We start from the raw sequence: 26,765 nt of genomic DNA on the forward strand, positions 1-26,765 counted from the left end.
CCTTCAAGACGTGGAAATTTAGCACAGAGGTCGCATTTCGAATTTCGAATTTCGAAATTGGAATTTCCCGCCCACCCACCCGGACAACAGCAATTCAAACCCAGAACATCTGATCTCATTTACACTTCCATCCGGACCGACGATCGGACAGAGAGGAAAAATTCGAAATCCGAAATCCGAAATTCGAAATATGTGGTGCGTTAACATTGCCCCAATGAAAACCAACAGAACCGCCGGAGTCATCCTCCATCCGACCTCTCTGCCGTCCCGTTTCGGTATCGGGGATTTCGGGCCGACCGCAGCCGCGTATGTCGAGTGGCTTGCAGGCGCCGGTGCGACCTGGTGGCAGGTCCTGCCCCTTCACCCTCCAGGGCCCGGAGATTCGCCGTATTCGGCGATTTCCACATTTGCCGGGAACGAGCTCCTCATCAGTCCGGACCTTCTCGTCGAGGACGGGGTCCTGAGCGAGGACGGAGTCACCGAGGTGCCGGACCTACCCGCCGAATGGGTCGACTACGAAGAGGTCCGGCGATACAAGATCGGGCTTCTCCGCAGGGCCTACCTGCGTTTTCGTGACGAATCGCCTCCCAAGCTGATGCGGCAGCTCGCCGGGTTTCGCGAGCAACACCGGGCGTGGCTCGCGGATTACACGCTCTTCCGGGCGATTCGCGACAGCCACGATGGAATGCCGTGGTACGAGTGGCCACGTCCCCTCGCGAGGCGTGACTCGGATGCTCTCGTGAGCTGGATGCAGGAGCACCAGCAGGAGGTCGATTTCGTCGAGTTCTGCCAGTTTTTCTTCTTCCGCCAGTGGACTGCTCTACGGGACTGGGCGCGCGAGCTGGGCGTCGGGATTTTCGGCGACGTGCCGATCTTCGTAGCCCGTGATTCGGCCGAGGTGTGGGCCCATCCCGAGATCTTCCTGCTCGACGAAGACCGAAATCCGACGGTTGTGGCGGGCGTCCCTCCCGACTATTTCTCGGAGACCGGGCAGCTCTGGGGTAACCCGCTCTACGACTGGGACTACATGGCAGCCGACGGGTATTCGTGGTGGATCTCGCGCCTTCGTCACATGCTCGAGATGGCCGATCTGGTACGTCTCGATCACTTCCGGGGCTTTGCGGCCTACTGGGAGGTGTCGGCGAGGGCGGAGACTGCGGTCGAAGGGAATTGGCGTCCGGGGCCCGGACGACCGTTTTTCGAAGCCGTTCGTACCGCGCTCGGCGCCCTGCCGCTGGTGGCCGAGGACCTCGGAGAGATCACTCCCGACGTCGTGGCGCTCAAGGAGGAGCTGGGCATACCCGGGATGGCGATTCTCCATTTCGCATTCTCGCCCGAGCCGAGGTCGACCTTCATCCCGTACGCCCTCGAGCGCAACTCGGTCGTCTACACCGGCACCCACGACAACAATACGTCGGTCGGCTGGTACCTGGAGGACGCATCGGAGGAAGAAAAAGACCTCGTACGAAGATATGCTTCGAGCTCCGGCCGGGAGATCCACTGGGATCTGATCAGGCTCGCACTCGGATCAGTGGCCGACACCGCGATCGTGCCTCACCAGGATCTGGCTGGCCTCGGCGCCGACTGTCGCATGAACACGCCGGCGGTGGGCGAAGGAAACTGGCGCTTCCGAATCACCCCTCGAATGCTTGGTGAGGGCATTCAGGCGCGGTTCTGGGACATGGTCGAGGCGTATGGTCGCATGCCGGCCGAGCCAGCCGATGTGACGTTTCGCGAATGACCCCCGGTTAAGGTAATGTAAAAGTTTCCGCGAAATGTTACCTGAGAGTGACGATACTCACGCGTGGAAATTGATCCCCGACCCTTAAATGTTGATACTGGTGGATATGAGAAGAGTCCCGCTCTACCTCGCCGGGTTGATGATGCTCGCCCTGAGTTCCGGTTATGCCGAGGCGACGACGATCGTTCCGGCGGCGGATCCGGGTGAATTGGCTCGCGACAGCCACGCTGTTTTCCTCGCCCGGGCAGGTGCGAGTCGTGCTGTCGAGAGACCGGGCTACCTTGCAACTGCAACCGACATGGAGGTCGTCAAGGTCATCAAGGGACCGCTTGCAGTCGGCGAGGTGATCGAGTCGATCGTTCCTGGTGGCTTCAGTGACGGGATCGGCTGGGCCGTCGCCGGTGCGCCGAAGCTCGAAGAGGGCGAGGTCTATCTCTTCTTTGCCGACAGGGACCCCCGTGGCCGGTGGCAACCGCGGCTGATGGCTGACAGCGTGCTGCGGCGCGAGACCACCGATGATGGAGGGCGCGTTCTGGTGCGGCTGGATGAAGCATCGCACCTCAACCGTGCCGGTGGCTTCGGCAAGGCGGCGCTGGTCCCCGGTCCGGTTATGGAGGATCAGTTCGTCGAGGGGTTGACCCGCAGCCTCACCGGCGAGACGGAATGGAAATGGGATCCGATGCTGCGGGAGGATCTGGCTTCCCAATTTCCAGCCAAGGCCATCCCGGCCGGGTGCGCGTTTATGGAGGACAACGACGGCACGCGCAGTGTTCGCTGGAATCGTTGGGATTTCGGTGGTTCGCCGCTCACAATCCGGGCGGAGGATAGCGGTGATTTCTCGGTGCCCGGTGGTGGCTTTACCGAGGTCAGCAACGCCATCAGCCGGTGGAACAACGAGCCGGACCCAACCAGTATCAACCTTTCCTACGGCGGCAAGGTGAACTTTTTGTTCGGCACGTGCGAAGACGGTGATTTCAACGACTACCCGCCGCCGGGCAACAACATCGTGGTGTTCAACGACCCCTGTGACGACATAGCAGATTTGAATGGTTGCAGCGGAACATTGGCCTTTGGCGGACCCTACTTCGGTTCCATTCATTCGTTCGATGGCACTTCGTGGTGGACCGCGAGTTCCCTGTTTGTGGTTGTCAACAACGGAGCCGGATGTATGCCCGGGAACGAATACGAGCTGATGATCACCCACGAACTCGGGCACGGACTCGGGTTCGATCACGTGAGTGACGGCGGTGCGCTCATGAACGCCAACTGCTGCAACGCGCACAACTCCACTGATATCGCCTGCGCGCAGTATGCATATCCGCTCGGAACGACTCCCGTGGCCACCAACACACCGACGCGGACTCCGACTCGGACTCCGACCCAGGGCAGTTCGATCCCCACGCCAACACCTACGAGAACCCCGACCCGGACACCCACGCCGGGCGGAGGCGGGACAGCGGCGTCCAAGGTGACGGTGCCGGTCGTGGTTCACTCAGACGGCGTCGGCGGGACTGCCTGGCGCTCGGACGTGGCGATCGGCAATCGAAACTCTACCGCTCAGACGCTTCGCTTCACCTACCAGTCGCCGACGAAGGCAAGCTTCCAGGTGACTCGTTCGCTGGCCGGTTTTGCGACTTTGCTGCTCGAGGATCTGGTGCAGAACCTGTTCCGCGCCGGAGATGGTCGCGGTCCGCTCGAGGTGGAGGTTCTGCACGGCGGGAAAGCTCTGCCGGTCGTGGTTTCCCGCGCCTACGCAGAGGCTTCCACCGGCAATCTCGGTTCGGGGCTTCCGGCTGATGTGGAGCATTCGACCAGCGTGGTATCGATGCCGGGTCTCTTCCACGACGGCGATTTCCGTACCAATGTCGCGGTCACAGCGGGTGACGAGGCCACCTGGGCGACCTTCGAGCTATTTCGGGGCAACGACGGGCTGGTGGCTGGAGGCGTGCAGCGGAAAATCGAGGCCGGCGAGCAGAATCAATGGTCGATCAAGCAACTCTTCGGCGAGGTCGCTCGAGACGGCGTTCCGATGACCGTGCGCGTCACCCTGACCCAGCCCGGGATCGTCTACGCCTCGCTGGTCGACAATGCGTCGACAGACTCCGCGGTGTTCCTCGGCAAGGCGCCCGGCTATACCTGGATCGTGCCTGTGGTGGCGCACCTTTCTGGTGCGGGCGGCACCTTCTGGAGCTCCTCGGTGGCGATTTGGAACACCACTGGATTCACCGCATCGGTCGAACTCGAATACCTCCCAGAAAAAACCGATAATTCGAGTGGCGGCATGGTGGCTGAAAACATCCTGCTCGGACCCCACACGACGCGAAATATCGATGACGTGCTGTTCGAGAAATTCGGTATCAGCAACGGCAAAGGCGTCCTCATGGTCAGATCGACCAGGACGGTTTCTGTTGTGTCGCGGGTCTTCACGGCCTGCGAGACCTGTCCGGGCGGAGGCTCCTCAGGCAATGGAGTGAGAGCGGTGCGATCCACGTCGTTGACCTCGGGTGACACTGTGCTTCCGGGGGTCCGCCTGCTCGACGGGTTCCGCACCAATGTCGGCCTGGTGACCGGCGGCCAGTCGGTACCGTTCACAATCGATCTTCGTGACCAGGGAGGCACCCTGCGTGCAACCGCCTTCAAAACGCTTCCGCCGAAGACATTGCAGCAGTGGTCGGTGGAGAATCTCTTCGGCAGGAACTTCGTGAAGCCCGATCCCGCGGGATCGATTGTCGTTTCTGCGGACCAGCCGTATCTGGCCTACATCACCGTCATCGACGGCACCTCGCAAGACCCGGTTTTTGTCATGCCCCAATAACGTTCCACGTTGAAACGTTCAACGTTCAACGTCCAAACGGTTTAACGGTGTTTGATCGACTCCAATTGTTCCTTCATCAGGCCCTCGAAAAGCGGGACCTTGTATCCGTTGTGGGTCATCGGTTCGGCTCCGGCAACGGTCGCCGCTGCGGCTCTTTCGATGGTCGCGCCGTCGAGCGTGGTGCCGATTATCGCCTCCTCGGCGCCCTGTGCCCGCCACGGCACCGGAGCTGCGCCGGAGAGGAAGATCCTCGCCGAGCGGACGGTGTCGCCGTCGAAGACGACGGCCAGGGCGACACCGGCTATGGCGAAGTCCCAAGCCCCACGCGTCCGCACCTTACGATATGAAGATCGCAGCCCCGACCGCGGCGCCGGCAACACGATCTCGGTGAGGATCTCGTCGGGATCGAGCACCGTCTCGCGCCGCGGATCCTCGGTTGGCGGCACATGGAAGGCCTCGACCGCCACCGAGCGGCTGCTGGCGTGGCCGGAAATCCGGCACACGGCGCCGAGCGCAGCGAGGGCCGGTGCGGTGTCCGACGGGTGGACGATGTAGCACAGATCCCCGCCGAAAATACAGTGATAGCGGTTGTCGCCCTCGAAGGCGTAGCACATGTCTCCACCCTTGCGGAGGCAGTGGAAATCACCGCGATAATACCAGCATCGCGGTCTCTGACAGAGATTGCCGCCGATGGTGCCCTGGTTGCGGAGCTGTGGGCTGGCGACCTCTGAGGCCGCCTCGGCCAGGGCGGTGAAGGACGAGGCGACCGGTTCGGCGGAGGCAACATTGGCGACCGATGTCAGCGCGCCGATGCGCAGACCACCGTCGGGAGCCTTGCGGATGCCCACCAGCTCTTTGATCGCCGACAGCGAGACTATCGTGTCGGCACGGACGATTCCGTCGCGGAAACAGCCCATGAGGTCGGTGCCGCCGCCGTGAATCACCGCCGGGCGGTCGTTGAGAACGTTGAGAGCTTCGTTGATGGTGGTGGGGCGGACGTAGTTGAACTTGGGAAGCATCTCAAGCCTCCTTCCGCTGCTCGGCCAGCAGACGTGCCAGCTGGGTGGGGTTGAGCGGAGTGTCTGTCACGCGGATGCCGATGGCGTGAGCGACCGCGTTGGCAATGGCCGCCGCGGTTGGGATGGTTGCCGGCTCGCCGAGTCCCTTGGTGCCGGTGGTGTTGAAATCGTTGTCAGGGATGTCGATTGGCACACAGGCGTGATCCACCGCGACGTCCATCATTGTCGGAATCTTGTAGTCGTGGAAGTTGGCGTTGGCCATCTTGCCCGTCTGGGGGTCGAGCACCCGGTCCTCGGTCATCCCGAAGCCGACGCCCATCACGATGCCGCCGAAGACCTGGTTGTCGTAGGCCAGGCGGTTGAGCACCCGGCCCGAGTCGTGAGCGCCGAGGAAGCGGAGCAACCGCACCTCGCCGGTGAGGGTGTTAACCTCCACCTCGCAGAACTGGGCGGCGAATGGGAAGGTAGCCTTGCCTTCGGGGTTGGGCTCGCGGTAGCCGGTGCCGATTGCGACGCCCTGCCGATCCAGCTTCTCGAGCGCGGTCACCTCGACCGTTTTCTCCGGGTCCGTCCGGCTTGTAATCTTGAATTCGTCGAGCTCCAGATCGATCTCGTCCACCTCGAGTTGTTCGGCCGCCATTCGCAGCAGCTCCTGTTTGACAGCGTAGGCTGCGGCGCGCACCGCGGGAGAGTCGGACGGCACCGTCTTGCTGCCGCCGGAAGAAGTCGCGTACTGGGTGGTGGCAGTGTCCGCGTGCTCGATCTGGATCTTCTCGACCGCCACTCCGAGTTCCTCGGCCACGATCATCGCCGCCCAGGTTTTGGTGCCGGTGCCGATGTCCGATGCGCCCATGTTGAGGTTGACGCTGCCGTCGGAGTAGAGCTTGACGATCACCGTCGACGGCGGCCCGCCGCCATAACCCCAGAAACAGGCTGCGACGCCTACGCCGGTTCGCAAATGGTCGCCCCGCTGGGGTCTCTTTCTCGATCCCTTCCAGTCGAACTCTTCCGCTCCCTTGCGCAGGCACTCTGCGAGCTGGTTCGAGGTGTAGGGGATACCTTCCTCAGACTGGAACACCTCGGGGAGGTTCTTGAGCCGAAGTTCGACGGGGTCGATGTCGAGCTTCTGCGCGAGTTCGTCCATCACCTGTTCGAGCGCCCACGCGCCCTGCGGGAAGCCGGGCGCGCGCATCGGCCGAGCCCTGCCGGAGTTGATGAGGACCGTTGTGTCCTCGGTGCGGAGGTTGGGGCATTTGTAGAGGTAGGCTGCCAGCGTTCCGGTGCCCGCACCAGAAGGATAGGCCCCGCCCGAACCGAGGCTCCTGTAATCGATCGCGGTCAGCGTGCCGTCCTTATTCGCCCCGATCTTGACCGTGATGGTATTGCCCGGGCGATTGCCTGTCACCAGGAAGCAATCCTCGCGCGGCAGGAAGATCTTCACCGGCCGGCCGGTCATCTTCGCCAGCAGGGCGGCGTAGACCGTGTACTTTCCGACCTCGAGCTTTGACCCGAATCCGCCTCCCATGTAGTGGCCGATCACGCGGACATTTGCCAGCGGCAGGCCCATGGCCTGGGCCATGGTCTGTTGCACGTTGTACACACCTTGGGTAGTGTCCCAGATGGTGAGCCGGTTTCCGTCCCACCTCGCCACCGAGCCGTGCGGCTCCATCGGCGCCTGGATCTCGTATGGCGTCTCGAAGACGTGTTCTACCACGACGTCGGCTTCGGCGAACCCCGCTTCGAGGTCGCCACGCTCGCGGACCTGCGGCTCGCCGACGCGGTTTCCACCTTCGAGAATCTCCGGTGCGGAAGTATCGAGAGCAGCTTTGTGATCGACGACGAAGGGCAGGACCTCGTACTTCACCTCGATTGCGCGAATAGCGTCGAAGGCCTGCAAAGGCGTCTCGGCTGCGATCACCGCAACTTCCTCGCCCTCGTGCCGACAGTGGGGATCGAGGAGACGACCGTAGAACTCGCCGCGCCGTTGGTACCACGGCATGTCTGCCCCCGGAGAGTCTCCGGTGAGTACCGCCTGGACTCCAGGCATCTTCTCCGCTTTGCTGGTGTCGATCTTCAACACCTTGGCGTGAGCGTGTGGGCAGCGGAGAATTGCGCCGTGCAGCATCTCGGGCAGGGAGACGTCGTGCGGGTAGACGGCGGTTCCGCTGACGCGCTCGTAGGCGTCGACTTTGGCCACCCGCGTGCCGACGACCCTGGTTTCCTTCCAGGGATCCGGCCATTCTCCGCTGCCGGGAGTTTCCGGGACCGGACCGTTGATGTGATAGGCGGTGTCCTTGTCCATCACCGGCCTCCCTTCTTCTTTTCGGCGGCGTTTGCGACCGCGTTCTCGATGTGCGGATAGGCGCCGCAGCGGCAGAGGTTGCCGCTCATCCCGCGCCGGATCTCATCGGGAGAAGGGGAGGGCTGGATCCGGAGCAGACCCTCGGCCGCCATCACCTGGCCCGGGGTGCAGTAACCACACTGGAAAGCGTCTTCCTCGACGAATGCCTGTTGCACCGGGCCGAGCTCTTCGCCATCGAGCAGTCCCTCGACGGTGGTGATCTCGGAGCCCACCGCCTCGACCGCAAGGGTCATGCAGGCGTAACGCGGCCGGCCGTCGATCAGGACCGTGCAGCTGCCGCATTCGCCGCGCTCGCAGCCGGCCTTGGTGCCGGTGATGCCGAGCCGTTCCCTGAGGACGAAGAGCAGGGTCCACCTGGGTTCTACCAGGAGACGGTGGATCCGCCCGTTGATGTTCAGCGCCACCTGCAGCATCTCATCGGGCGAAGTGATCTCCGGCACCCCTTCGGCGGGGCGCACAACGCCGGTAGCTGCCGCCACCGCTCCAGCGCTCACCGACCCGAGGAAGCCCCGTCTCGTGACGCCGCTCTCGGTCTGGTCTTTCAGCTCCTTCTTCCGACTCATGAAACCCTCCCTCGAAGCGATCGAAGTTCAGATCATATTGAGACTAAATTGCTGCAACGGAAACACATGGAGAGTATAAACGGATTCTTCGCGCTTTGAGCACCTGTTAGAGTGACCGGTATGGAGAGCCCCGGTCCGACCGCCGATTCATGCGTCGACGCCATCATCGCCGCTGCGTCGCAGGCGCCCGCCGCAGATCTGATCGACGTCAGGGTTGGACAGTACTGGGTCGTGGTTCGCACCACTGTCGGCACCGGGCTGGCCTCGGCCATGCATTCGGAGGCACACCTCCACGGATCGAAACCGGTCGCAGCAGCCGGAGAGCTCCACCGACGGACGCCGCAGCAGCTCACGAGGTTGCTCCACTCGGATTCGCCGCCCGAAAGCGCCATCGGCCTCGCTGCAGCCAACGCCCTGCTCGGTCCCACTGCAACATCACTGCGCGAGGAGAAGGCGGTGGAGGTCCTCCGCGAACGCGGACGCGACAAGAGGGTGGCGATGGTCGGTCGCTTCCCTTTTGCCGACAGGCTGCGTGAAGACTGCGAACTGCTGTGGGTCTTCGAGCGTGGTATCAACCGCCGGGGGGAGGATCTCGGCGAGGAAGCGATGGATGACCTGCTTCCCCAGGCAGACGTCGTTGCGGTAACCGCGACCACTCTCGCCAATCACACGCTGCCGACAATCATGGCGTGCGTGCGCCCCGACGCCTTCGTCATGCTGCTCGGCCCGAGCACGCCGCTGACGCAGACCCTGTTCCAGTTCGGCTTCGAGGTACTCTGCGGCACCGTCGTCGACGACCCGGAAACGGTCGTCCGCGCGGTCGAGCAGGGCGCAGTCACGTCGCAAATCACCGGCGTTCGCCGGGTTGCGTTGTGGCGTGATGAATGACCATAGTAGTGAGTTTTGAGTTTTAAGTTTTGAGTTTTAAGTTTTGAGTTTTGAGTTTTGAGTTTTGAGTTGCCGCCCAACCACCCCGGGTCCTCGTGACGAACGAACGCCGCGTCTGGCGGGACTGATCTTGGCGGGGGGGGAGGGGAAGAGATGGGGTGGGCCGAAAGCGTGGGCCAGGCTTCCCGACGGCTCGACATTCCTGGAGGCGTGTGCAGCTTCGCTGAGAAACGCAGGGGCTTTTCCGGTGGTGGCGACACTCCCGCCGGGCACGGACGACCCTGGGATCGACGGGCTCGAGGCCTTGGCCCTGCCCGAGCCCGGGATGGACATGTTCGGCTCGTTGCGCACGGGCCTCTCGCGCCTGATCCTAAATCCCGGGTGGCGGAGGGTTGCCGTGCTGCCGGTCGACCACCCGCTGGTGGACCCGACGACGGTCAAAGCCCTGGTGGCATCGAATGAGCGGGCCGTGATCCCGTCGTACAAAGGGAAGCACGGGCACCCGATCTGCCTGGAACGCGCGATTGCCTCGGCCATCGCCGGCGGTGAGTTTGGCGGGCCGACCCTGCGCGAGGTTCTTCGCGAGGTCGGAGCCGTCGGAGTGGACGTGAGCGATCGGGGCGTTGTCGCCAACTGCAACACGCCCGCTGCTCTGAGCGAGGCGCTCAGAGCAGCGAATTCGGAATTCTGAGTTCGGAATTCGGAAATTCCCCCGCACCCACGGAGGACTGGGAGTGCGGGTAGGAATTCAAAATTCAAAATTCAAAATTGAGAATTCAAAATTCGACCGGCGTGCGCATGGTGACGAATTCCTCAGCCGCAGTCGGGTGGATGCCAATCGTGCGGTCGAAGGTCGCCTTGGTGGCACCGGCCTTGAGAGCCACGGCCATTCCCTGGATGATTTCGCCCGCCTCGTGGCCGACCATGTGGACGCCGAGCACCGTGTCGGTTTTTCTGTCGACAACCAGCTTCATCATCGTCTTCTCGTTACGGCCTGACATCGTGTGGACCATCGGCCGGAAGATGGAACGGTAGATCTCCACATCGAATCCCGCTTCGCGAGCTTCGGCTTCGGTCAGCCCGACCGTGCCGACGGCGGGCTGGCTGAAAACGGCCGACGGTACGTTGGTGTAGTCGACGATAGTCGGGTTGTCGTTGAAGAGGGTTTCCGCGATCGCCATGCCTTCGGCGAGGGCGACGGGGGTGAGGGCGATGCGGTCGATGCAGTCGCCGATGGCATGGATCCCGGAGACCGACGACTCCATATATTCGTTGGCGACCACCGCACCGCGTTCGCTGAGGTGTACGCCGAGAGCCTCGAGCCCGAGCCCGGCGGTGTTGGGAACGCGTCCGATCGCGCACAGGAGTTGGTCGGCCTCTTCCGCCTCGCCGGTGTTGAAGTGGACCGCGTATCGATTTCCTCTGCACTCGATGCGATCGACGGTGCTGTTGAATCTCAGATCGATGCCTCGCTTCCGCATCTCTTCCGCAAGGGTCGTCCGGATGTCGTCGTCGAAGCCGCGCAGGAAGACCGGTCCGCGGTAAACCAGCATGACCTCGGTCCCGAGCCCGTTGAATATCCCGGCGAACTCGACCGCAATGTAGCCGCCTCCCATGATGATGATTTTCTGTGGCTGTTCCTCGAGCTGGAAGACCTCGGCGGAGGTGATGCCGAGCTCCGCGCCCGGGATTGGTGGTATGAAGGGTCGGCTGCCAGTCGCGATGAGAATCTTTTCGGCTGTAAATGTCTCGTCACCGACCTCGACCGTGTTGGCATCACGCAGCCGTGCCCTGCCCTCGACGATCTTCACCCCGGAGCCCTCGAGCAACCCGCGGTAGATCCCGTTGAGCCTTTCGATCTCGCGGTTCTTGTTGGCGATCAAGGTCGCCCAGTCGAAGTCCGATGTCGGTACCGTCCAGCCGAAACCGGTCGCGTCCTCCGCTGTGGCCGAAAAAGCCGATGCGTACACCATCAACTTTTTCGGCACGCAGCCGAGGTTGACGCACGTGCCGCCGAGGCGCGACGTCTCGGCCACAGCAACCCGGGCACCGTAACCCGCCGAAAACCTGGCCGCACGAACACCGCCGGAGCCGGCGCCGATGACGAATAAGTCAAAGTCGTAGCTGTTCATTGCTCTTATCCTACAGGCAGCACCGTCGAGGATGGGTGCGCGGGCTTAGTTTTGAGTTTTGAGGTATGAGTTTTGAGTTTCCACGCATCACTCCCGTTTTTCCAAGGGTGAGGAAGGGGCAACTCAAAACTCAAAACTCAAAAGTGAGAACTCAAGGCTCCGGTTGTCACTGCTTCACCAGCTCGAGCGCGATGTCGACCTCGACGTCGTCCCCGAGGACGAATCCGCCGGTATCGAGTGCGCGGTTCCAGGAGACGCCGTAATCCTTGCGGTTGACCGTGGTGCTGAGCTCGTATCCCGCCCGCACGCCGCCCATCGCCTCGATTTCACCGAGGAAGTCCACCATCAGAGTAACGTCCCTGCTCACGCCACGCATGGTCAGCGTCCCTGCAACCGCGAATGTGTCGTCGTCCACCCTGGTGATCTTCGAGCTTTTGAACGTGATCTCCGGGTAGGTCTCGACATCGAAGAAATCAGCGGAGCGCAGGTGTTGGTCGCGTTTTTCGTTCTTGGTATCGATGCTCGCCGTCGTGATTTTGAAGTCGACGCTGCTCCGGTCGAGGTTTTCGAAGTCAACCACGAAGGTGCCGTTGAAGTCCTTGAAATCGCCGCTGACCTTGGAAACCAGGTGGCGGACCTTGAAGCCGACGTTCGAGTGAACGGTGTCGATTTCATACGTTCCTTGTGCCGTGGCGGTTCCGAAGCCGAGTGCGAGCGCGAGGGTTGTGAAGATTACCGTCTTTCGCATGTGATTCCTCCAGCAAAAATATGCGTTCTGTATTTCGCTCCTTGTTCGAACGGGTTACCACGGTGGATCATTCCGGGATATGCAAAGGTTTCTTCACGTGGATGCGTGTACCATCTGCCAATGCGGCATCGTTTGTGGCACCATCGCGGTCGTTCGCCGAGCGCAAATGGCACATGTAGAGAGGAATTACCGCGACTCAGGCGCGTGAGACCGCACGACGGACCAGCTGTGGCAGGAAACTTGCTAGGGTAGGCATGTGCGACGAGATCGAAGCACATTTCGCAGAGCACTCGAGATATCGCTGTTGCTCCATTTGCTGTTGGTCTTTTTGGTGGCGCCGCAGGTCGAACAACTGTGGCCGACGTCGGACGCTGCAGCAGTACAACTGACGCCCGAGGCGGCGCTGGATGAGCAGCCTCCTCTCGAGTTCGAGTTTGTCGATCTCGCAGAGGAGCGCGAGGAAGAGCCGGTGTCGGACCGGGTACCGCTGTCCGACCTCGACCGACGCGCCCACGGTGGCGAGGGCGAAGCGGCATCACGTCCCAGCGTGCAGGGCAACACACCACAACTGGTGGAAGCTGACGGGGGACAACAGTTCGGCGCGGGATCTCCGCCGCAGAGGCAAGGCGAGCAGGTCCCGCGGGTGCCGCCGCCAGATCGGTCCCGGGAAGAGCCGATCGAGCGCCCGACCGAGGATCGACAGCCCGAACCCGATACGGAAGGCGCTGGCGAAGAGGTGCCGGAGCCCGAGCAACAGCAACCGTCCATCAAGCTGCCACCTCCCGGGGCCTGGGCTCTCCCACCGGAGGAGGGTGGGCTTTTCGAGAGACCCGACACGGAGGGCGGACAGGTAGACGCCGGCGGACTATCCTTCGATACCCAGTGGTACGACTGGGGACCTTATGCCAAGGCCATGTTGGCCAAGATTCGCCGTCACTGGCGCATTCCGGAGATTGCCAGGCTTGGCGTGCAGGGGGTGGTCAAAATTCGCTTCTTTATCGAGCGCGACGGAACTGTCACCGGTCTGCAGATCGTCGATGAGTCCGGCAAGCCGCCGATGGACTTCGCGGCGCGCGACGCCATATTCGGTTCGTCACCCTTCGAACCCCTCCCGTCGGACCTGACGGGGGTCGATCGCGAGGGTGTTACCATCACCTTCTTCTACAATTCCCGTCCACGGGATTGACAATGATGCACTACGGATAGGAGCACTGAGTGGTCGACATTTTGATATCAGGCGGACCCGTGATGATCCCGCTCGGCATTCTGTCGCTGGTGGCACTCGCCATCATCATCGAGCGACTGTGGGTGCTGAGACGGAGCAACTTTCTCGAAAATTCGACAGTACAGACATTGTCAGGCCTGCTCGCGAGCGGCAGGTACGATGCCGCGGTCGAATTCTGTCGGCGTCACCCGGGGCCGTTCACTGATCTCGTTTCCGCATTGGTGGAAAACCGTCACGCGCCGTACGAGGAGCTCAAAGAGATCCTCGAGGATACCGGTCGCCTGCAGCTGATGGGCCTTCAGCGGGGACTTCCGGCGCTCGCGACGATCGTCGCGGGAGCGCCGCTGCTCGGTCTTCTAGGCACCGTGATCGGGATGATCAAGATCTTCAGCGTCGTGGCGACGGCAGGCTCGGGCATTACCGAACAGCTCTCGTCGGGCATCTCGCAGGCGCTGATCACCACAGCCACAGGCCTGGTAATCGCCATCCCGGCCCTCTTCACCCACTCCTACCTCGAGTCGAGGGCGGTCTCGATCCTGTCGGATATCGAGGCGCAGATCCTCGACTTCCTGCACCTCGTCCGCGAACATCCGACGGACGACGCCGAGGAAGACTGATGCGTCTCGCCCCCCTTCGCGGACGGCGCAAGCCCGAGGTCCAGATGTCGCCACTGATCGACGTCATCTTCCTGCTGTTGATCTTCTATGCGGTGACCACACAGTTCGTCAGTGACGAAAGGCTCAAGCTCAAGCTGCCCGAAGCCGAGACCGCCGAGAGTGTCGGCATCAATCGCGAGGAACGCCCGCCCGAAGTCAAGGTGGCGGTCGACGGGACGATCTGGATCAACGATCGAATCGTGCCGGAATCGGACCTCGAATCACGGATACGGCAGCTGGTCGAACGCGCTCCGGACGAGGGCATTATTCTGAAGGGCGATCAGGGAGCCGATTACGGCATCGTCGTCCACGTCCTCGATGTCGCCCGCAAGGTCGGCGCCAAAGGAATTCAGATGAGCGCGGACCGACCACCCGAGCAGCAATAATTTTGAATTCTCAATTTTGAATTTAGAATTCCCATCGCCCACCCCCGTGCTCTGGGAGGTTGGGCGGCAACTCTCCGACAACAGCGCACCGTGGCCGTAGCTGAGGGGGTCGCCTCGAGGGCGCGTGGAAAGCGTACGGCCACGCGCTGATGGCGGCGAGTCACGACGCCCGCAGAGCGTCAGTAATTCAAAATTGAGAATTCAAAATTGAAAATTCGACCTGCCAGCGTACACGTCATACAGCTCCCGCAAGCATGATCTGATGTTGCCCCCGTGGCGGTGGAAGAGCTGGCCGAGGTGCGGCTCGAGTGCTTGCGCTTCAGTGGGGGCGAGCTCCGAAACGAGATCGGAGAGTACGGCGAGGTCCGGGCGGCACTCGATCAGCGTCGGCAACCGTCCAGGCCGGTGCATCGTCGCAACGAGATATGCCGCGGCACGTGTGGTGCGGAGGAGTCTTTTCCAGGCGACGACACCGAGGCGCTCACCTCCGTCGATGAACACCGTGTGGCGTGCGGTCACCGGTGTCGGCAGTCGGTGTTTTGTCTGCTGCCACGGGCGGGGGCAGCTCCCGTCGAGCTGCACCACCACCTGTTTACCGGGAAGGGCCGACGCGAGCTCCTCGAGGAGGGTTGATTTCCCGCTGCCCTTCGGGCCGACAATCAAGCCGCGTCCCCCGATTTCTTCGAGCCTCTCGAACAATCCAACCAGGCTCGTGCCGTCGGCTCGGTAGACGAGGCGTTCGATGCGGTGGCTGGCGAACGGGTTGTCCGCAGGCCGTTCCCGGGCCGTGACCCGTGCACTCATCTGAGATCGACCTCGACCGGCTGCGGCCCGATCTGCAGATCGAGCCGTTCGGTCTCACCGCCCGGCAGGGCGATGAGCTCGACGGCCCAGGCGAGCGTGACCAGCTTTCCAGAAAAGGAGTACGGCCCCTCGGGCACGAGAAAGGAGAAATCGCGGTGCCCGGATCGCTCGGGCATGTCGACCCGGATAGAGCGCACGATTCCGACGTCCTGGGTGCCTTTACCGGCGGTGTACCAGAAGAGCCGGATCTCGATCGCCTCGGCATCCTCGTCGAGATGCCAGGTTGCCCGGCCTTCCAGGAGTCCACCCGGTTTGAACCAGGTGCCGCCGCCGGAGGTGTGCAGCGTGAGCATCAGGTGACATCTCCGGCACGCTGAGGGCGGATCTGGATCGCGAAGTTCTGGTCGACGTCGGGCCATCGACCGATTTCGCCCTCGATCGTGAACTCCCAGACGATCTTGTTCGACGTGGCCTCGAAGCTGTGCATGGTGTCGGCGGGTATGGTGAATTCCGCCGTGCCCCGGGGGATCTCCCAGTCGTTGACGGTATTGACGAGGTCATACGATGCGAAGACCTCCTCTTCGGTGATGGTGTCCGTGCCGCGGCGATAGGTCGCCTCTTCGTGGCCCTCGAGAGAAACCCGCAGGTGCTCGATGCGGGTGGCGCGTCCGGCAAATTGCCACTCGAGGTGGATGCTGTCGCCGAGCCTGGGGTTGCCGGGGGTCAGGGTCACCCGCGGGCGCGGGTTGGCGAGGGCCAGCAGGGAGTGAACGATGAACCCCACCGAGGCGAGCCCGACGAGTACGAAAGGAACCAGGAAGATGGTCAGGAACCAGTCTGGATGCCCACTGTCCCACGTCTTCCAGGCTTGCCAGACAAATACCGAAACAAGCCCGTTCCAGATAATGGAAAAAAACACCGCGCCCGCGGCCTTGCCCACCGGTCCGACATCCGGTTCCAGGAGCAGCGATCCGTCAGCCTCGGCGGGGATTTCCGGAACGAACTCCTGGGATGCCTGCTGGCGGCGGCTCATTCTCCAGCCGTGCCCGGCAACCGCCAGGCCGGCGACGATGAAGACCAGTGGAAGCAGGCCCAGCAGGAATTTCGGGTGAACCTCCCGGTCGAGGACCGAGTGGTTTGGCGAACGGGGATCGACCCAGCAGACAGCCGCGGCGCCTTCCGGGAATCGCTCGAGGGTTTCCCGGGCGCTATCGGCGCCGGAAGAGAGGGAGCCAAAGAAATCGACCCGGTTAGAGCGCCAGCTTTGGCCGCCGGCCCGGTACTCGTAGAGTATGTCGGCTCGGTACGATGTCCCGTCGTCGGTGGACCAAGATCGCATGCGCGAACCGACGATGGTGCAGGGTGTCGAATCCCAGGTCGCCGATCGTGCCAGCCGCAACGCCGGCAGGCCCGCGAGTGGTATGAAAACCGCACACCCCACGACCACGAAGATGAGTCCGAAAACGACCAGGAACAGGTAACCCCGCCGCGACGGAGCGTTCTGCGAGATCGACTCGATGGTCGTGTCGCCGTCGGATACGGAACTCCGCCAGACGGCGTAGAGACCTCCGCCACCAATGGCGACGAAAATGAGCGGGAAGAACACAACGAATGCAATCCACGGAATCTGCTGCTCGAGGACTGCGGTGGACGGATCATCCGGATTCACCCGGCAGGTCGTCACCGTGTCTGGAGGATACTCTGCCGCGTAGTCCCGCGCTTCGTCGTAGCTCGAGGTGCCGTCGTCTCCCCGCGTCAGGTCGTCGTTTTCGTAGGTTCGGCCGGCTGCTTCATAACGGAAACGAACCACCGGTCGGTAGGGCTGGCTGTCATCGCCCGTCTCTCCGACCTCCGACGAGAGGATCGTGCAGTCGACCTCGGGCCACGACCACGGGGCGAGTTGGCGGATGGTTTCTCCGAGGATGAAGACCGTGAAAAGCGTGCCCATCAGGAAAAAGATGCCGAAGAAGAGCGTGCCGAAGCCCTTGCCGGCGCAACCGGTTCCTGATCCCGACGAACTGTTGAAGGACATCTTCATCGAGAGAAATCCTCTATCGATTGTAACCGTGGGGTGTTTTCGAATGAGGAATTAGAAATGAGGAATCCCGTCCGCCCCCTCGGACCACCGAGGGGGATGATGTGGAACTCAAAACTCAAAACTCAAGAATCAAAACTCAAGACTCAAAACTCAAGACTCAAAACTCAAAACTCAAAACTCAAAACTCAAAACTCAAAACTGCCTTGGGGGGGGTAGGCGGGAAGTCCGAAATTCGAAATTCGAAATTCGAAATCAAGTAGGTCTATTCGTTCGCGTGCTCGATGCCGGTGCCCATCAGGGTCGCGATGTGGTCATCCGAGAGGCTGTAATACACCATCCGTCCCTCGCGTCGTGCGCGCACCAGATCGCGGTCACGCAGAAGGCGAAGTTGGTGACTGACGGCGGATACAGAAAGCTCGGCCAGTGCGGCGAGATCGCAGACACAGAGCTCCTCGGTAAGCGAAAGCGCGTGCAGAATTCTGAGGCGGGTCGGGTCCGAAAGGGCAGAAAACAGACGGCTCACGCGCTCCACCGTTTGTTCGGGCAACGCTCTCTGCTGGACAAAGGCCACCTTCTCGGGGTCGATCTCGTTGATGCTGCAAAGATTCGTCGTAAAGTCTGTTTCGTTCATGGGAAGCATTCTCACCCATCTCACTGTGAACGTCAATCTGCGGCATCCGGCTTCGTCCGCCGGACGATGCCGGGACGCGAAGGGTTCAGCCAGCCCCGAAGGGGCGAGAGATGCTTAGCCTGGGGCGTCAGCCCCAGGGTCGTCATGAAAAAATGGGAACAGCCCCCGAAGGGGGCGGCCGATTCCCATCTGCGGTGTGAGCCGCAGACATTTCGTTGGAGTTATTCTGTCGCCGCTCCGCGGCTCTTGCCTCTCAGGCGGTCACCGCTTTGTGGCCGTAGAAGATCACGCCGGCCTCGCCGTCCCAGGAAACACGCCGGAACTCGAGGCGCACCTTCATGCCGATCTCGAGGTCGGAAGGATCGGCGAGATCGCCGACCTGGACCATCACGCGAAGTCCCTCCATCAGTTCAACGAGCGCGATCGGCAGCGGAGTCTGCTCGGTGAAGCCTGCCGGCGGAACGCGAACGACGGTGTAGGTCACGACCGTGCCCTCGCGGGGAAGCGTGATCGTCTCGAAGGTAGAGGCGCCGCATTTCGGGCAGACCACTCTGGGCGGATAGAGGATCTTGCCGCACACCGTGCATTTGGCGGCCTCGAGCCGATACCGCTGTGGGTACTCACGCCATGCGCGTGCCGGAGAATCCATCAGGCCACCTCCATGATGTGAACGATCGAGCTGCCGCCGGAGCCGCCCATGTTCTGCGCGAGCCCGACCTCGGCTCCTTCGACCTGTCGCTGTCCGGCTTCGCCACGAAGTTGGCTGACGATCTCGATCGCCTGCGCCACGCCGGTGGCGCCTACCGGATGGCCCTTCGACTTGAGGCCACCGGATGTATTGACCGGTATCTTCCCCTGCAGCGACGTCAGGCCGTTTTCGGCCGCAGGACCGCCCTCGCCCCGCTCGAAGAGCCCGATCGCCTCGGTCGTCATGACCTCGGCGATAGTGAAGCAGTCGTGCACCTCGACCACGTGCAGGTCGTTGGGCTGCCGGCCGGCCATCTCGTAGGCACGCTCTGCGGCCTTACGTACCGCGCCGAGCTCGGACAGGTCTTCCCGGTTGGCGAGCGTGATGGCGTCGGTTGCAAGGCCCGACCCGGTGATCTTCACGACCGGCCGGTCGCCGGCGAGCTCTTTGGCGCGCTCGACCGTCGTCAGAACCATTGCAGCGGCGCCGTCCGTCACTGGCGAGCAATCGAGAAGACGCAGCGGATCGGCAACCATTGTCGACGCCAGGACGTCCTCGATCGATACCTTGAGGTGGTATTGAGCGTGCGGGTTGAGAAGCCCGTTGGCGTGGTTTTTCACCGCCACCGCTGCCAGCTGCTCGGATGTCGTACCAAAGCGTTGCATGTGGATCTGCGCCAGCATGGCGTAGAGGCCCGGGAATGTGATCCCGTGGAACCCCTCCCATTCCTGGTCGGCGGCAGTCCCGAGCGCGTAGGTCGCATCGGCTCCATCGACATCGGTCATTTTCTCGACCCCGGTCACCAGGACGGTGTCCGAAAGTCCCGAGGCGACTTCAGCGAAACCGGTGCGAAGGGCCAGGCCGCCGGATGCGCACGCCGATTCGACCCGAGCGGCCGGCACGCCAGCCATGCCGAGCTCATCGGCGAGCAGGGACGCGAGGTGCTCCTGCCCGACGAAGAGGCCGGGGGCCATGCACCCGACGGTGATGAGGTCGACCTCGCCTACACCTGCGTCGGTCAGCGCCGCGAGGGCGGATTCCGCCCAGATCGTACGGAGAGATTTTTCCCACAGTTCTCCGAAGTCTCCCATTCCGATTCCAACAACGGCTACATCGCGCATCGCCACCTCCTCACTCGGCCATGCGGATCTTGCCGCGGAGCTTGGCATACGTGCCGTAGTCCACGTAGATCTGGTTTTCGTCGAGCTGTGGTCGGGTCATCGGCGCCCGGTCGCGAACCACCTCGATGCGATCGGTGATGCGGAAGACAAACGAATCCGATCCCGCACCCGAGCCGAACGAGGTGAGCAGCACGAGGTCTCCCGGCTTGGCAATGTCGAGAACCGCGGTGAACCCCATTGGCGAGGCCCCGGAGTAGGTGTTGCCGAGCCATGGCGACAGCCAACCGGTTTCGAGCTGTTCCTGGTTGAATCCGAGTCGTTTGCCGACCCGCATCGGAAACTTGCCGTTGGGCTGGTGAAAGATGGCGTGGGCGAAGTCCTTAGGCTCGAGACCAGCCTCGTCCATGATGCCCCGAGCCGATGACATGCTGGTTCTGAAGTAGGCGGGTTCACCGGTGAATCGGCTGCCGTGCCGGGGGTAGTGCATGTACTCCCGACGCCAGAAGTCCGGTGTGTCCGTGGTCCAGGAGTAGGTGTGGAGCACCTCGGCGAGGAGGCGTTCCTCGTCGTCGCCGAAGATGAAGGCGGCTGCTCCGGCAGCCGCCGAGTACTCGAGCGCGTCGCCGGGCGCACCCTGCGATGTGTCAGCGCCGATGCCGACCGCGTACGTGACCTCGCCGGCCTTGACCAGCGATTGAGCGACGAACAGGCTTTCAGTGCCAGCCTTGCAGGCGAACTCGAAATCGGCGATGTGGATCGCCGGCGTTGCGCCGATCGCCTCCGCGACGATGGTACCGGACGGCTTTACCGCGTAGGGGTGCGACTCGGAACCGATGTAGAGGGCTCCGATCTCGAGCGGGTCGATGCCCCCCGAACGGGCGAGCGCGTTGCGCATCGCTTCAACCGACATGGTCACGGTGTCTTCATCGGCGCCGGGCACCGATTTCTCATGCAACTGGAGTCCGCGGCGGTAGGAGGGCGCGTCGGCGCCCCACACCTTGGCGATCTCCTCGAGCTTGATCCGACGCCTCGGGATGAAGGCGCCGTAGCCAACGATGCCTACGCTCATGGGTCCTCCAAGTGTTGCGATCAGGCCGCTTATGTTATGACGCGGCGCGTCGGATGCAAGTCTACCTAGGCCGTGCGGGAGTGTAAAGGAAAAGCGGTTCGCACATGGCCGGGCACCTGCGGGGGAACACCGGAGCAGGGCAAACCGTTCCCTGGTCACCTTCTGCCTTTTCCCGCTGTTCGCCTGTCCTCCTCCTCTTCTACATCTTGCCTTCCGTGTAGTATTGCCAAGGGAGGCGTCATGCGTGGGTTGACTCGCTTATTCCTGGCTTTTCCACTCATCCTCCAGGTGCCGGCCGCTTTTGCCTCGGAGCCCGGAAGAGAGTTCAGCGGCGAGGCAGTGGTGAATACTCGCCAAGGCAGGAGCCGCATGCTCCTGACGTTGGTCGCCAACCGATTCACTCCGGCCGAGGAGTTGCAGAGCCTCGCGACGGTGCTGGAAAATGGTGGCCAGTTTGCCCTGATGGCGGCCCTCGAGGGGCGGCGGGACGGCCAGCTCCGTCTTGGAGCCACCACATTCCCGGTCGCTCTGGTCGTGGTCGAGCCCTTGGGCCGTGACTACCGTTATCTCTTTCTGACTCCCCGGAGGATCCGAGCCGAGGAGGAAATCCTCGAAGAGGACTCCCGCAACTACCCATTCGGAATCGCCGTCTTCGAGGTCGACCGCTTCGGACGCGGCGAGGGACGGCTCCACGTCGCCGCCGCGCTGAGGATCGATGCAGACGGACGCGTCGAGGTGGAGGATTACAACGGCGTCGACGGAACGATCGAGAACATCAAACAGGTGAGGTAGTACGGGGCTCTCTCCGTCGGCAACGGTTAGCGGCGTGTAGTATTGCCGAGGGAGGCGGTATGACGGTGCGGTTTCCTTCTTCTCTGGTGCTGTCGGTGGTGTTCTTCTCTGCGACGTCGAGTGCATCCGAACAGATAACGATGGACTCGGCAACGGTGGAGCGGTTTGCCCGCCTCGCCCTGGAGTGCGTGCACCAGGAGTACCCGAACAAGATCGCGCACGTCCTCTCTTCGGATGAGGACGTGGCACCGCCACGCGAGCTGACGCCCGCCTTTTACGGGTGCTTCGACTGGCACAGCTCGGTCCACGGCCACTGGCTCTTGACGAGGCTCGCGAGGATGTATCCGGAGGCGGAGTTCGCGGCTGCCGCCCGAACAGCCCTGGCCCGCAGTCTGACGGCCGCCAACCTGTCCGCCGACGCCGCATATTTGGCGGGTGAGGGTCGGGCCTCTTTCGAAAGGCCATACGGGCTGGCGTGGCTGCTCTGCCTGGCAGAGGAGTTGAGGGATTGGGAAGATCCGCAGGCGCGGAAGTGGAGCGCAAATTTCGCCCCACTGGAGAAGGTCGCGGCCGAGCGCATCAAGAGTTGGCTGCCCAAGCTGCACTACCCGATCCGGGTCGGAGAGCACAGCCAGACCGCATTCGCGTTCGGCCTGGTCCTGGACTGGGCGGAGGCAGTCGGGGACGAGGATATGGTGACCCTGGTCAAGGGTGCATCCCTCCGTTTCTACCTCGAGGACCGGGCGTGCCCCCTCGGCTACGAACCCTCCGGACAGGATTTCCTGTCACCGTGTATCGCCGAAGCGGATCTGATGCGGCGCATCCTGCCGCCGAGCCAATTCGCGCGGTGGTTGGATGCTTTCCTGCCCGAGATTCCAGCCGACGGAGGTGCCGGGTGGCTTCCGGTGGCAGTGGTGACCGACCGGTCCGATGGCAAGCTCGCCCACCTCGATGGCCTCAACCTGAGCCGGGCGTGGATGCTCGAAGGCATTCTCGCCGGATTGCCCGAGGATGATCCGCGCCTGCCGGCGCTGAGGGCCGCAGCGGACGCCCACAGCGCGGCGGGTCTGGCTTCGGTCACCGGCGAGCACTACGAGGGTGGGCACTGGCTGGGGAGTTTCGCGACGTACCTGGTGACAGGGAAGGGACGGTGAGGAATTCGGAATGAGGAATTAGGAATTCGGAATGCCGCCCACTTACCGATTTCGGATTTCGGATTTCGGATTTCGGATTTCCCACCCAACGTCTCCTTTTCCCCTCTTTCCCTTTTCTCCTCTGCATGAACGGGGTGAGCTGTGCCGTTGAAGTCCGGGACGCCGTGGCAGGTCTGGATCGACACCGGAGGGACTTTCACCGATTGCATCGCCCGCGACCCTGCCGGGCAGATGCATCGATGCAAGGTATTGTCCAGCGGGGCTTTACGAGATCGAATCCTGGAAGTCGAGGGAGACAGGATTCTCCTTGCCCGATCAATGTACCTTCCCGTCGGTCTCCTGAACGGTATGGAGCTAACAGTCCTGGGGGATGATCGCGGTGTCCGGATCTGCGAGCACGACGCCGCTGACGGATGGGTTCGCGTCGCCGGAGCATTGCCGGAGAACCTGTTCTCCGGCTGTCCGGTCGAGCTCAAGTCGAACCAGGAGGCGCCGCTGCTGGCGGCGCGGCTGATCACGAAGGCGGTGAACGGTCAGCCGCTGCCGCTGATGACGATGCGCCTGGCGACGACCCGTGGGACCAATGCATTGCTCGAGCGGGCCGGGGCGCGGGTCGCACACTTCATCACCGCCGGCTTCGAAGACCTTCTGAAAATCGGCGATCAGCGGCGGCCGGATCTCTTCGCGCTCCACATCGAGAAGCCGTCGCCGCTTCCAGAGATCGTCATCGGTGTGCACGAACGGCTTGCCGCGGACGGCTCGGTGATCGAGGAAATGGACCGAGCGTCTCTGACGCCGATCGTAGCCAATTTACTCGAGCAGGGAATATCCTGTGCGAGCATCACGCTCCTTCACGGCCACCGAAATCCGGTCCACGAGCAGGAGCTCGAGCAGATTCTCGCCGAGGCGGGCTTCGGGTACGTGGCGAGATCGAGCGCCCTGAGCCCCTTCCAGGGCCTCCTGCGGAGATCGGAGACCTGCACCGTCGATGCGTATCTCGGACCCGTTATTTCGGACTACCTGCTAGCGGTCGGAAATGGCCTGGGAGGTCGGGAGTCGCGCTTGCAGGTGATGACCTCAGCGGGAGGATTGGTGGATTCCGGTGCATACCGGTCGATGGACAGCCTGCTCAGCGGTCCGGCGGGTGGCGTCGTCGGTGCGGCACTGGTGGGACGTCGCTGCAACCGGCCGCGGGTGATCGCGTTTGACATGGGCGGCACCAGCACGGATGTCTCACGCTTCGATGGCGACTTCGAGTACGTGTTTTCTCATCGGGTCGGTCCGGTCGAACTGGCGGTTCCGGCCCTCGCCATCGAGACCGTGGCCGCCGGTGGCGGGTCTATCTGCCGCGTCGACCAGGGACGATTGTCAGTCGGGCCTGAGAGTGCGGGAGCGATGCCCGGGCCGGCGAGCTACGGTGCGGGAGGACCGCTGACCCTGACCGACGTGAACCTCCTTCTCGGGCGGCTGGTGGCGGAACGATTCCCGATACCGATCGACCTCGAGACCCCCTGGGTTCGGTTCCGGGAGCTGAGGGAAGAACTCGAGGCGGCAGGCCGGGGGGGAGGGAGCGACGAGGAGATTCTTGAGGGGCTTCTGCGGATTGCGGACGAACGCATGGCCGAAGCCATTCGCCACATCTCGGTTCGCAAAGGGGTCGACCCTTCGGGATACGCCCTGGTCGCCTTCGGAGGTGCCGGGGGCCAGCATGCCTGCCGTCTCGCCGAAATCCTCGGCATGGAGGAGATATTCCTGCCCGTCGACGCGGGTCTCCTGAGTGCCCTCGGGCTCGGTCACGCCGTCGTCGAGCGATTCGCGCAGCGCGAGGTCCTGCGCCGGCTTGACGAGGTTTCATGCGATCTGGATGGCTGGGTCGACGAGCTCGCGGCAAAGGCCGCCGCCGAGCTCACGGACGAAGGCGTTGTCGCCGAGGCGATCGATCGTCGGGTGATCGTCGAGCTGCGGTACGAAGGTCAGGACGCGACGCTCGAGGTGGAGCCGACACCGGGCGAAGATATTCGGCGGCTTTTCGAGGGAGCGTACTACCGGCTGTTCTCCTACCGACCGACAGATCGCGGCATCGAGGTGGTTTCGCTTCGGGTAGTGGCGAGCAGCCGCCGACCCGACGTGCAAACGTTCGGGGCTGAGTACGATTTCGATCTGGCCCGCGCGCATGCGACGCGACGCCAGCGGTGTTTCATCGACGGGGGGTGGCGGGACGTACCGCTGTATGAGGCTTCCGAGCTGGCCGCCGGCTCCGAGGTCACCGGTCCAGCGCTGGTTCAGCAGGATCACAGCGCGCTGGTCGTGCGACCGGGCTGGCGCGCCCGATCGCTGGGCGACGGCAGCGTCCGTCTGAAGATCCTGAAAACCGGGAGTGCGGCTGATCGGGACTTCCGAACGAGCCGCCCGAAAGCGGTCGAGCTCGAGCTCATGAGCCATCGTTTCTCGTCGATTGCACGAGAAATGGGCGAGATTCTGCAGCGAACTGCTATCTCGACCAACATCAAGGAGCGGGAGGATTTCTCCTGCACTTTGCTGGACCCGGCGGGGCGGTTGGTGGTCAACGCGCCTCATATTCCGGTCCATCTCGGTGCCATGGGACTGTGTGTGCGCGAACTGGTCGACTTCAAAGTGCCCGATTCGGGTGACGTGGTGGTCACCAATCACCCGGCGTTCGGTGGTTCACACCTGCCGGACGTCACCTTGGCGGCGCCGGTCCACATCGACGATCGCCTCCTCGGCTACGTGGCCTGCCGCGCGCATCACGCCGAGATCGGTGGCGTCCGGCCCGGTTCGGTGCCGCCGAATGCGACGTCGCTGGCCGAGGAAGGCGTCGTCATCCCGCCGACCCTGATTCTGGAGCAAGGTGAACCGCAGTGGGAGCGGATTGAACGGCTCCTTCGGGAGGGGCCGTACCCGAGCCGGACGCCGGCCGATAATATGGCCGATCTGAGAGCGATGCTGGCCGCTATCCTGCGCGGGAGGGAGGGGTTGACCCGGTTGGCACAGGCAGTCGGCTGCGACCACGTGCAGACCCACATGGACGGGCTGCGCCGGCAAGCCGCGTGGCAGATCGAGGCCGCGCTCGAACGCATGGGAGAAGGGCGCTACGAAGGCCTCCAGTTCCTCGACGACGGGTCGCCTCTGGTTGCGGCCTTGACCGTTCGGGGCAACCGTGCGGTGCTCGATTTCACCGGCAGCGCGAAGGTCCATGGTGGCAATCTCAATGCGACTCCGGCGATCGTGCACTCGGTCGTCATGTACGTTCTGCGATTGCTGGTGGATGTCGAGCTGCCGCTCAATGAAGGACTGCTGGAACCGATTGAGATCCGGATTCCGCGTGGACTCCTCAATCCTGGGTATGACGCCGATCCGGTGAGCTGTCCGGCGGTGGTGGGCGGCAACGTCGAGACCAGTCAGCGGCTCACCGATACCCTGCTCGAAGCTCTCGGTCTGGCAGGTTGCAGCCAGGGGACGATGAACAACCTCACCTTTGGCGATGAGTCGTTTGGTTATTACGAGACCGTCGGTGGCGGAAGCGGTGCGGTGGCAGGCCGCGACGGCGCGAGCGGTGTCCATACCCACATGACCAACACGCGCATCACCGATCCGGAGGTGATCGAGCATCGCTATCCGGTCCGGCTCCGACGATTTGCGATACGTCGTGGTTCGGGCGGTTCGGGGCGGTGGATCGGCGGTGACGGCCTGGTCCGCGAGATCGAGTTCCTAGCACCACTCGAGCTCTCGATCCTCAGCCAGCACCGGGTCTATCGACCCTACGGCGCGGCAGGTGGGAGAGAGGGGGAAGCGGGTCGCCAGGCCATTGTCGGTGCGGACGGTGTGCGGCGTGAGCTCGAAGGTATCGACGGGTGTGAAGTCAACGCGGGTGATCGCCTGATTCTCGAAACTCCCGGCGGCGGCGGCTACGGC

At 63.0% G+C, this 26,765-nt stretch carries 22 protein-coding genes; 10 read left to right on the top strand and 12 right to left on the bottom strand.

Annotation, left to right across the window (positions count from 1 at the left end):
• Positions 1–214 precede the first annotated feature (214 nt).
• Positions 215–1,741 (top strand): 4-alpha-glucanotransferase, encoded by a 1,527-nt coding sequence (gene malQ, locus LJE93_05690; protein MCG6948390.1) that lies wholly within the window; start codon positions 215–217, stop codon positions 1,739–1,741.
• 106 nt (positions 1,742–1,847) lie between these two features.
• Entirely contained in the window at positions 1,848–4,556 is a 2,709-nt protein-coding gene (locus tag LJE93_05695; GenBank protein ID MCG6948391.1) for a matrixin family metalloprotease, read from the top strand.
• A gap of 41 nt (positions 4,557–4,597) precedes the next feature.
• Here LJE93_05695 and LJE93_05700 read toward each other — a convergent pair whose 3' ends face one another.
• The 3 genes from LJE93_05700 to LJE93_05710 are packed head-to-tail and all read right to left on the bottom strand — an operon-like array spanning position 4,598 to position 8,500.
• Positions 4,598–5,575 carry a xanthine dehydrogenase family protein subunit M gene (locus LJE93_05700; protein ID MCG6948392.1) on the bottom strand — a complete coding sequence of 326 codons (978 nt, stop codon included), beginning with the start codon at positions 5,573–5,575 and terminating at the stop codon, positions 4,598–4,600.
• A 1-nt stretch (position 5,576) separates the two neighbouring features.
• Entirely contained in the window at positions 5,577–7,877 is a 2,301-nt protein-coding gene (locus tag LJE93_05705; protein ID MCG6948393.1) for a xanthine dehydrogenase family protein molybdopterin-binding subunit, read from the bottom strand.
• The gene (locus LJE93_05710; GenBank protein ID MCG6948394.1) at positions 7,877–8,500 is read right to left on the bottom strand and encodes a (2Fe-2S)-binding protein; all 624 of its coding nucleotides are present in this window, start codon (positions 8,498–8,500) and stop codon (positions 7,877–7,879) included. The genes LJE93_05705 and LJE93_05710 overlap by 1 nt, the downstream gene beginning before the upstream one ends.
• 120 nt (positions 8,501–8,620) lie before the next feature.
• On the opposite strand from LJE93_05710, the gene LJE93_05715 reads away from it, so the two are divergent.
• Positions 8,621–9,388 (top strand): DUF364 domain-containing protein, encoded by a 768-nt coding sequence (locus LJE93_05715; GenBank protein ID MCG6948395.1) that lies wholly within the window; start codon positions 8,621–8,623, stop codon positions 9,386–9,388.
• 130 nt (positions 9,389–9,518) lie between these two features.
• Positions 9,519–10,079 carry an NTP transferase domain-containing protein gene (locus LJE93_05720; protein ID MCG6948396.1) on the top strand — a complete coding sequence of 187 codons (561 nt, stop codon included), beginning with the start codon at positions 9,519–9,521 and terminating at the stop codon, positions 10,077–10,079.
• Between the two features lie 85 nt (positions 10,080–10,164).
• Here the strand turns inward: LJE93_05720 and gor are convergent, their stop codons facing one another.
• Positions 10,165–11,520, bottom strand: coding sequence for a glutathione-disulfide reductase (gor, locus tag LJE93_05725; protein ID MCG6948397.1), 1,356 nt, complete (start codon positions 11,518–11,520; stop codon positions 10,165–10,167).
• Between the two features lie 166 nt (positions 11,521–11,686).
• Complete coding sequence (locus LJE93_05730; protein MCG6948398.1) at positions 11,687–12,268, bottom strand: YceI family protein; 582 nt, start codon at positions 12,266–12,268, stop codon at positions 11,687–11,689.
• Positions 12,269–12,524: 256 nt separating this feature from the next.
• Between LJE93_05730 and LJE93_05735 the strand changes: the two genes are divergently transcribed.
• The 3 genes from LJE93_05735 to LJE93_05745 are packed head-to-tail and all read left to right on the top strand — an operon-like array spanning position 12,525 to position 14,535.
• Positions 12,525–13,454 (top strand): TonB family protein, encoded by a 930-nt coding sequence (locus LJE93_05735; GenBank protein MCG6948399.1) that lies wholly within the window; start codon positions 12,525–12,527, stop codon positions 13,452–13,454.
• Positions 13,455–13,483: 29 nt separating this feature from the next.
• A complete protein-coding gene (locus tag LJE93_05740) occupies positions 13,484–14,110 on the top strand; it encodes a MotA/TolQ/ExbB proton channel family protein (GenBank protein ID MCG6948400.1) in 627 nt (208 codons plus the stop codon).
• A complete protein-coding gene (locus LJE93_05745; protein ID MCG6948401.1) occupies positions 14,110–14,535 on the top strand; it encodes a biopolymer transporter ExbD in 426 nt (141 codons plus the stop codon). The genes LJE93_05740 and LJE93_05745 overlap by 1 nt, the downstream gene beginning before the upstream one ends.
• A 201-nt stretch (positions 14,536–14,736) precedes the next feature.
• On the opposite strand, the gene LJE93_05750 is transcribed toward LJE93_05745, so the two are convergent.
• The 7 genes from LJE93_05750 to LJE93_05780 all read right to left on the bottom strand — a co-directional run bounded on the left by LJE93_05750 (position 14,737) and on the right by LJE93_05780 (position 20,886).
• A complete protein-coding gene (locus LJE93_05750; protein ID MCG6948402.1) occupies positions 14,737–15,339 on the bottom strand; it encodes a hypothetical protein in 603 nt (200 codons plus the stop codon).
• Entirely contained in the window at positions 15,336–15,692 is a 357-nt protein-coding gene (locus LJE93_05755; GenBank protein ID MCG6948403.1) for a hypothetical protein, read from the bottom strand. Before LJE93_05755 ends, LJE93_05750 begins: the two co-directional genes overlap by 4 nt.
• A complete protein-coding gene (locus LJE93_05760; GenBank protein ID MCG6948404.1) occupies positions 15,692–17,377 on the bottom strand; it encodes a DUF3592 domain-containing protein in 1,686 nt (561 codons plus the stop codon). Before LJE93_05760 ends, LJE93_05755 begins: the two co-directional genes overlap by 1 nt.
• 262 nt (positions 17,378–17,639) lie before the next feature.
• On the bottom strand, positions 17,640–18,008 hold the full coding sequence (locus tag LJE93_05765) for a metalloregulator ArsR/SmtB family transcription factor (protein ID MCG6948405.1): 369 nt from the start codon (positions 18,006–18,008) through the stop codon (positions 17,640–17,642).
• A 253-nt stretch (positions 18,009–18,261) separates the two neighbouring features.
• A complete protein-coding gene (locus LJE93_05770) occupies positions 18,262–18,657 on the bottom strand; it encodes a Zn-ribbon domain-containing OB-fold protein (protein ID MCG6948406.1) in 396 nt (131 codons plus the stop codon).
• Entirely contained in the window at positions 18,657–19,817 is a 1,161-nt protein-coding gene (locus tag LJE93_05775) for a thiolase domain-containing protein (GenBank protein MCG6948407.1), read from the bottom strand. The genes LJE93_05770 and LJE93_05775 overlap by 1 nt, the downstream gene beginning before the upstream one ends.
• Positions 19,818–19,827: 10 nt before the next feature.
• Positions 19,828–20,886, bottom strand: coding sequence for a hydroxymethylglutaryl-CoA synthase (locus LJE93_05780; protein ID MCG6948408.1), 1,059 nt, complete (start codon positions 20,884–20,886; stop codon positions 19,828–19,830).
• A 240-nt stretch (positions 20,887–21,126) separates the two neighbouring features.
• Between LJE93_05780 and LJE93_05785 the strand changes: the two genes are divergently transcribed.
• The 3 genes from LJE93_05785 to LJE93_05795 form a co-directional block, all read left to right on the top strand.
• Positions 21,127–21,678 (top strand): hypothetical protein, encoded by a 552-nt coding sequence (locus LJE93_05785; GenBank protein MCG6948409.1) that lies wholly within the window; start codon positions 21,127–21,129, stop codon positions 21,676–21,678.
• Positions 21,679–21,737: 59 nt separating this feature from the next.
• Positions 21,738–22,832 (top strand): DUF2891 domain-containing protein, encoded by a 1,095-nt coding sequence (locus tag LJE93_05790; GenBank protein MCG6948410.1) that lies wholly within the window; start codon positions 21,738–21,740, stop codon positions 22,830–22,832.
• Between the two features lie 348 nt (positions 22,833–23,180).
• Positions 23,181–26,765 (top strand): hydantoinase B/oxoprolinase family protein (locus tag LJE93_05795; GenBank protein MCG6948411.1); only part of this gene is annotated, 3,585 nt, incomplete at its 3' end.

This window comes from Acidobacteriota bacterium (assembly GCA_022340665.1).
Taxonomy (GTDB): Bacteria; Acidobacteriota; Thermoanaerobaculia; order Thermoanaerobaculales; family Sulfomarinibacteraceae; genus Sulfomarinibacter.